Here is a 7,305-nt window from a genome sequence, read left to right as displayed (position 1 = left end):
TGGCTTCTTTTCTTTCTGCTGGTATACGAGACAAAGTTTACTCAATACCGCCCATACTGGTTAAATTTTAACAGTGACAACAATCCTGCCAGAGGGGGGGTTGATAAACCAGGTGTTGAGAAGTCGTACAACTACCTAGTCAATTCTGACGGAAGAGTTGTATTCAGGGAATTAAGTAGTTTCAACAAGAAAACTGGTTTCTATTTAAGTACATATACATCCTCTCAATGGATTCGATCTTTTGATAAATACTCTGGTAGCCTTAACTTTAGCAATGAGCCTTTAGCGAACCCGACGAGCCCAATCTATAAGGAGCTCTCAAAAAGAATTTCTCAGGTTAGTTCAGAAATCTATGAGCAGTTTCAGATAGAACAGGTTGAAATGCAGATTGCCCTGTATGAAAACAAGGGTTTCTTTCCAGAGCATAGTAACCTGCCAGATGATGAACAAACTTGGCGTCGAAAAAACATTAAAAGTGTTGTTCGAGAGATCTATGTAGCTGACCCGACTCTTTTTAGGAACTTAAAACCCAAACAGGCAAAAATTCTCATAGCACTATTGGATAAAGTACTCGTTTCAAATGAAAATGACGAGCTTCTGGATGTTTTAGAGTGTGTGCTAGGCCTTGAGGGAGAAAAGCTAAGTACTTTGTCGAATCAGCTTTCAAAAACGTCTTTGGAGAATGTTATTGCCACCATAGAAGTGCTTCAAAAACGTGACATGGCTATTTACAAATTAAGAGAGTTAATGGTTCGGCATTATAAAGAAGTGCTTGAAACACCCGATTTACAACAGATCATTGAAAAGAACACGTGGTTGTTCGGCAATCAATATTCATTAATTGGGGCCGAAGAGGCGGATTTTCAGAAGATAGCAGTAGAATTGAGAAATCATGTTAAAGGGATTAATACTCTAGATGAGGAAGATTTCGAACATAAAGACCTTGAAGAAGGTCTTAATGTTGAGGGTGTAAGACGACAAGTTGACTTGTTTCTTGCCCGCAAAATGATGGCCTTCGATTCTTCCAATAGACCTTATTTCAAATGCACGATTATTGAGATTAAAAAGCCGAGCGTAGCTCTCAATCGGAAACACTTAAATCAAATAAAGGATTATGCAAGGATCATAGCTCAGCATGTTGGCTTCTCCGATCAAAAGATGAAATTTGAGCTGATTCTTGTTGGGAGAAAAGTATCAGATGGTGATTACGATATCCCTTCTGCACTTGAAACAGCGCAAGAGAAAAATGAGCCAGGGCTAGTATTTAGCCAAGATAAAGGGCGAATCAAAGGGTTTGTTAAAACTTGGGCAACCATTTTTGATGAGTTTGAGTTATCTAACCACTACTTACTTGATAAGTTGAAATTAAAGAGAAGCTCACTTGAGAATGAAAATGCATCATCACTCGTACTTGAGCTTCAGGAAGACCACTAATTGACTAAATTTAACGTTATTAACAGATAAATTGTATGACCCTTTATCAACCCAAGGCACAGAATTCCGATGACTTTTATCTCGTCGATAAATACAAAGAAGAGGTCGAATGGCTTCAGAGTGAGTGCTATGACGCAGGTTTGACTACTTTACTTAATGAGTTCGAGAATGAGTCAGAGCGTGCATTGATACTTACCCTTCTGAAGAGGGTAGAACACTATCAAATTTCGGATAGAATCAATGATATAGCTCGATTGGTGACGAAAATTGAAGAGCTAAAGCTAGATCCCGAGAAAACTCTCATAATTGCCACAGCAAGAGAATCAGAATCTGATGGGTCTAAAGCATGGCAGTACTTTTTTAAGTTTTACTTAGCCCAGCATAGAACATGGAGTGAGCAGTCTTTGGTTGCTTCTCTTGAGTCTAGCTATCAAAAGTTAACAAATAAGGATTATGAAAATGTAGTTATTTTTGATGATTTTATTGGTTCTGGGGAAACTATGGTAAAAAAAGTGAATGAGTTTTCCAAAAACTTGGTTCAGAGAAAGGTTAAGGTGCCAAAGATCCATATATTCGCTCTTGCAGGTATGGAGTTTGGTGTTAGGTATATAGAGCAGAATTTAGACAACGAAGTTGTTTGCCCCGTTCTTGTCAAAAAGGGAATCTCTGAGCAACAAATTAGTCCACAGCAAAAATCTGAAGAGATAGAGCTCATGCTGAAAATGGAAAAAACCTTAGAAGAAAGATATAGTTGGAAGCCGTTTACAGGCAGTTGCAGTCTGGGTTTCAATAAGTCTGAAGCTCTCTATCAAGTTCAGTATACGAACTGCGCGAATAATGTATTTCCAATATTCTGGATAGCCCCCAAAGGTAAAGATAAATTCCGTAACACACTCTTCTATAGGTTGTAGCAAATGGTCAGCAAATCGAACGTTTCATCGTTAATAAAGCTTGTCTCTGATGGCAAAGATCATGACCTCTTTGAGCTAAACCAACTATATCGTTTCTCCTTCAGTCAAGCGAAAGAAGTTGTGTACACATTGTCTGATGCTGGTGTCCTTGAACTTAACGGACATAGTTTCAGAGTAAGAAGGCATCTGACCAAAAAGCATCTAGCTTATGTCTATAGAGTCGTTTGTCATAGAGAGTTACATCTAGAACAAGAGATTATTGATGGGTACAAGACCAAGGCATTAAACCCTAATGATTTATCAATGCCTAATTTTGAACGATTAGACGAAAAATTACTTGTTGACGAGTAATTTTTTTTGCATAACATAGTTTGTAGCTATCCAGTATTAGTGTTGGAGCTTAGCTCCCATAGGTGATTCGCCTATGCCGTTGAGGGGTTTTTTAACCTCACTTCGTTCTTATGATTTCAAAGATATTGTGATACTGGATAGCTACCTATCTCACGGAGCTAGATTTGAGCCCAGAATACATTAGATGGTTAGATTACTTATGTTCGAATGGTGTACACACTAAGCAGGCAAATGTTCTTGCTGAGTATGCTAATAATCTAGCGATATCTAACCTCCCAGTTATATTTGAGGTCGAGCACCTTTCTAAGTTACTTGGAATAGAGCTTGGTCTATTAAGCCGAATGTCGGGCGCACCATCTCTTTTTTATCGCAGCTTTCGCATACCTAAGAAGCGAGGAGGGGTTCGCGGAATTCGCTCTCCATATCCGAAGCTAGCGTATGTTCAATCGTGGTTGAAAGAAAACATTTTAGAGTGTTTAACTATTAGTGATAATGCTTATGCATACACGAAAGGGCGATCTCATATCGAAAACGCACGTGCCCATATTGGTGCTAGAGAGCTTTTGAAGTTAGATATTAAAGACTTTTTTAATAGAATTAGTAAGTCCCAAGTAAGGCAGGTGTATATTAATTGTGGATATGCTGAGAATGTAGCATCTGTCCTTTCGAATCTTTGTACTTACAATGGAACACTACCGCAAGGAGCCTGCACAAGCCCGATATTGAGCAATATTATTTTGAAAGAGTTGGATGAGACACTTCAAGACATTTCTGGGCAATATTCTCTAACCTACACGCGATATGCCGACGATATAACCTTTTCAGGAAACTCTATTTCTGATGATGTTTGCAGTGAACTTATACATCATATAGAGGAGTTTGGGTTACCTGTAAATGAAGACAAAGTACGCTTACTAAAGCCGAAAGATAAAAAGATTGTTACAGGTTTAATCGTTACAGATAGGTCTCTTCGCGTTTCTAAAAAAATGAGGCGAGCATATCGCCAAGAAAGTTATTACCTAATTAGGAATCGAGAACGTCAGTTTGACGGGAGTATAAAGCCCTTAAAGCCGCTATATTTAGACGAAGTTATTGGTAGGGGAAGTTACATTCTACATATTGAACCAAATAACGACTATGTAAGAGACAGCCTGAAGGAGCTTTTGGAGCTAAAAAGTCAACTTTTTTCAAACTCTTAGACAATTTCTCCTCCTTTGAATTTAAATCTTTGTTTGCAGATCCGTTTATGGTTTTGATGAACGTAAACACATAGTGCTGCCTGCATGGTTTCATCGTTTAACTTGTCGTCTTCAGTTGAAGATGACCTATTGTCGTACATTATGTTGTCTATATTTTTAAGAGCAACGTTATTAGAGTTCTAGTGAAGGCTCTAGTGTGGGAAAAGAAAAGGCGAACCAAATGGTTCGCCTTTTGTTATTCAAGTTAGTTTCCAACTTAGTTATCGGTTTCCAACTCGGTTATCACAGTTTCCAACTTGGTTATCTGTGATCACATAGAAAACTAGTCTTCGTAGTTATCAATGCTTGGGCAAGAGCAAATTAGGTTACGGTCGCCGTACACGTTGTCTACGCGGTTAACCGTTGGCCAGTATTTCCAGCTCTTAGTCGCGCTTGACGGGAAGCAGCCTAGTTCGCGAGAGTACGGGCGATCCCATTCTTCTTTTGATAGGTCTACTTGTGTGTGAGGCGCGTTAACAAGCGGGTTGTTATCTAGTGGCCAAACCCCTTCTTTAACTTGTGTCATTTCGTTGCGGATCGCAATCATTGCATCACAGAAACGGTCTAGCTCTTCAAGGTCCTCTGACTCTGTTGGCTCTACCATTAGCGTGCCAGCAACTGGGAACGACATCGTTGGTGCGTGGAAACCGTAGTCCATTAGACGCTTAGCGATGTCTTCTTCACTAATGCCTGTTTCGTCTTTCAGTGGACGAATGTCGATAATACATTCGTGCGCTACGCGGCCGTTAGTGCCACGGTAAAGAACAGGGTAGTGTGGAAGTAGACGTTCCATTACATAGTTCGCGTTTAGAATTGCGACTTTAGTTGCGTCAGTTAGGCCAGCCTCACCCATCATTGCAATGTATGCCCAAGAGATTGGTAGGATAGAAGCACTGCCTAGATCTGCTGCGGATACCGCGTAATCGCTACCTTCAACACCATTTTCAATGTGGCCTGGAAGGAAAGGTGCTAGGTGTGATTTTACACCGATAGGACCCATGCCTGGACCGCCACCACCGTGCGGGATACAGAAGGTTTTATGAAGGTTCAGGTGAGAAACATCAGAGCCGATGAAACCAGGGTTAGTCAGACCAACCTGTGCGTTCATGTTCGCACCATCTAGATAAACCTGACCGCCAGCTTCGTGAACCATTTCGCACACTTCTTTCACATGCTCTTCGTACACACCGTGTGTAGAAGGGTAGGTGATCATGATGCTTGATAGGTTTTCGCGATGTTTTTCAATCTTCGCAGCTAGGTCGTCAGTGTCGATGTTACCGTTGTCGTCACACTTCACCACTACCACTTTCATTGACACCATTGACGCTGTCGCTGGGTTTGTACCGTGTGCGGAGCTTGGAATCAAACAAACGTTACGGTGACCTTCGCCACGGCTTTCATGATAGCGTTGAATCGCAATCAGACCAGCGTACTCACCAGATGCACCTGAGTTAGGTTGCAGTGAGAACTCATCGTAGCCTGTGATTTCACATAGCTTCTTCTTAAGGTCAGTCGCTAGGGCTGTGTAGCCCGCCGCTTGGTCAATTGGAGCGAATGGGTGAATAGAACCAAACTCTGGCCAAGTTACTGGAATCATTTCAGCTGCTGCGTTTAGCTTCATGGTACAGCTGCCTAGTGGAATCATACCGTGCGTCAGTGAGAAGTCTTTGTTCTCAAGCTGTTTTAGGTAGCGCATCATCTGTGTTTCGCTGTGGTGCGTGTTGAACACAGAGTGAGTTAGGTAGCGAGAAGTACGACGGCAGTTCTCTGGAATAGCAGCAAACTCATTACTAGCGATTTCAGCAGATAGAGTTTCTACTTTCTCTTTAACTTCGAAGACGGCAAATAGGACGTTGATATCTTCAATCGTTGTTGTCTCATCGAAGCTGATACCGATTTGACCATCTAGTTGACGTAGGTTGATGTCAGACGCCACGGCTTTTTGAAGCAGCTTATCTGTGTTCTCACCAGTATTGACTGTGATGGTGTCGAAAAAGCTGTTGTGAGCCAGTTCGTAACCAGATTTAGTCAGACCTGCTGCTAGGATAGCTGTCATGTGGTGTGTACGGCGAGCGATAGTTTTAAGGCCTTCTTCACCGTGGTAAACCGCGTAAAACGCAGCCATGTTGGCAAGCAGTGCCTGCGCAGTACAGATGTTGGATGTCGCTTTCTCGCGGCGGATGTGTTGCTCACGAGTTTGCATTGCCATACGAAGTGCTTGGTTGCCGTTAGTATCGATAGAAACACCGATAACACGACCAGGCATAGTACGCTTATGCTTATCTTTTGTTGCCATGAACGCTGCGTGTGGACCGCCGTAGCCCATTGGTACACCAAAGCGTTGTGCAGAACCGATAACTACGTCTGCACCCATTTCACCCGCAGGCTTAAGTAGAGCAGAAGCAAGAAGGTCGGTGGCTACCGTTACTAGCGTTTTGTTTGCTTGTGCTTTAGCAATGATGTCAGTTAGGTCGCGAACTTCACCTGTTGTGCCAGGGTACTGTACTAGTGCACCAAACACGTCTTGTTCAGGTAGTGATTCAAGTGAACCAACTTGAACCTCAAAGCCGATGAACTCTGCACGAGTTTTCACAACTTCTAATGTTTGTGGGTGTACATCGTCAGCGACAAAGAAGACTTTGCTCTTACTCTTACCAGCACGCTTACATAGGGTCATCGCTTCTGCCGCTGCAGTTGCTTCATCAAGTAGCGACGCGTTAGCGATTTCCATACCAGTTAGGTCCATGACCATTTGTTGGTAGTTTAGAAGTGACTCAAGACGGCCTTGAGAGATCTCAGGCTGATAAGGTGTATAAGCTGTGTACCAGCCTGGGTTTTCCAGAACATTTCGCAGAATCACGTTTGGCGTGAAGGTGTTGTAGTAACCCTGACCGATGAATGTGCGTTTAACTTGGTTCAAATCCGCGAACTTTTTCATTTCAACCAACATGTCCGCTTCGCTCATTGGAGCGTCTAGCGTCATTGGCGTTTCAAGGCGGATTTGCGCTGGGACAGTTTCTTCAATTAGCGTATCTAGATTGAGTACGTTAATCGCGTCCAGCATCTTTTGTTGGTCAGATTTGTTTGGCCCATTGTGGCGTGCAACAAATTCATTTTGCGTGCTTAGGCTTTGAAGTAATTCAGTCATGATTCCTTTACCTTCTCAAAGATCCTCTGCGAGATCTTTAAAATCGTTGCTCGAATTTTTAACGTCATTCCTACTTTTTACGTCATTCCTGCGCAGGCAGGAATCTACTAAAAGTATGTGCCCAAATAAAATGAGATCCCTGCCTACGCAGGGATGACGACGCTTTTTTACGGATGCGTCGGTTCAAGTTAGGCGACACTAAAACAGACAAGCAACGTCTGTA

At 42.3% G+C, this 7,305-nt stretch carries 5 protein-coding genes; 4 read left to right on the top strand and 1 reads right to left on the bottom strand.

Annotated elements, in window-relative coordinates:
* From L2W36_RS24925 to L2W36_RS24910, 4 genes are all read left to right on the top strand, one after another.
* A partial coding sequence (locus L2W36_RS24925; RefSeq protein WP_236111857.1) for a type I restriction enzyme HsdR N-terminal domain-containing protein occupies positions 1-1,434 on the top strand: 1,434 nt, incomplete at its 5' end.
* 35 nt (positions 1,435-1,469) lie between these two features.
* Positions 1,470-2,345 (top strand): phosphoribosyltransferase-like protein, encoded by an 876-nt coding sequence (locus tag L2W36_RS24920; protein ID WP_236111856.1) that lies wholly within the window; start codon positions 1,470-1,472, stop codon positions 2,343-2,345.
* A gap of 3 nt (positions 2,346-2,348) precedes the next feature.
* Positions 2,349-2,696 carry a hypothetical protein gene (locus L2W36_RS24915; RefSeq protein ID WP_236111855.1) on the top strand — a complete coding sequence of 116 codons (348 nt, stop codon included), beginning with the start codon at positions 2,349-2,351 and terminating at the stop codon, positions 2,694-2,696.
* A gap of 164 nt (positions 2,697-2,860) precedes the next feature.
* Positions 2,861-3,895 carry a reverse transcriptase family protein gene (locus L2W36_RS24910; protein WP_236111854.1) on the top strand — a complete coding sequence of 345 codons (1,035 nt, stop codon included), beginning with the start codon at positions 2,861-2,863 and terminating at the stop codon, positions 3,893-3,895.
* Positions 3,896-4,217: 322 nt separating this feature from the next.
* Here the strand turns inward: L2W36_RS24910 and gcvP are convergent, their stop codons facing one another.
* Positions 4,218-7,082, bottom strand: a complete 2,865-nt coding sequence (gene gcvP / locus L2W36_RS24905; RefSeq protein ID WP_236111853.1) for an aminomethyl-transferring glycine dehydrogenase — start codon at positions 7,080-7,082, stop codon at positions 4,218-4,220.
* Positions 7,083-7,305 lie beyond the last annotated feature (223 nt).

It is taken from the genome of Vibrio sp. McD22-P3 (genome assembly GCF_021568915.1).
In the GTDB taxonomy this organism is placed as follows: domain Bacteria; phylum Pseudomonadota; class Gammaproteobacteria; order Enterobacterales; family Vibrionaceae; genus Vibrio; species Vibrio mediterranei.
Note: the sequence above shows the minus strand (reverse complement) of the source record. Positions and strands in the feature narration are given on the sequence as shown.